Raw genomic sequence first — 257 nt, 5'->3', positions numbered from 1 at the left:
CATATCGTCGATGACTCGCAGTTGCGTCTGATCGTCACCGATGCGCCGAGTCTCGCGCAGCATGCGGCGTTGTTCGGCACGCGGCCGACGCTCGATGCTGTGGCGTTGCGCGAGACGTTGCCGAATGATGAGCCGCTCGACGTCGCGATGTATCCGCGTCCGCAACAACTCGCCTACGTGATCTACACCTCGGGCTCAACGGGCACACCAAAAGGCGTAGGCATCACACACGAAAACATCGCACGCCTGTTCGACGC

At 61.5% G+C, this 257-nt stretch carries 1 protein-coding gene; it reads left to right on the top strand.

The genetic code is table 11. The features are described 5' to 3' along the window. The coding region (locus SB753_RS38970; protein ID WP_410805406.1) for an AMP-binding protein at positions 1 to 257 on the top strand (257 nt) is incomplete at both ends.

This window comes from Paraburkholderia sp. SIMBA_053, from assembly GCF_046534895.1.
Lineage (GTDB): Bacteria > Pseudomonadota > Gammaproteobacteria > Burkholderiales > Burkholderiaceae > Paraburkholderia > Paraburkholderia caledonica.
The sequence above is the reverse complement of the archived record's forward strand: the minus strand, read 5'-3'. Positions and strand labels throughout refer to the sequence as shown.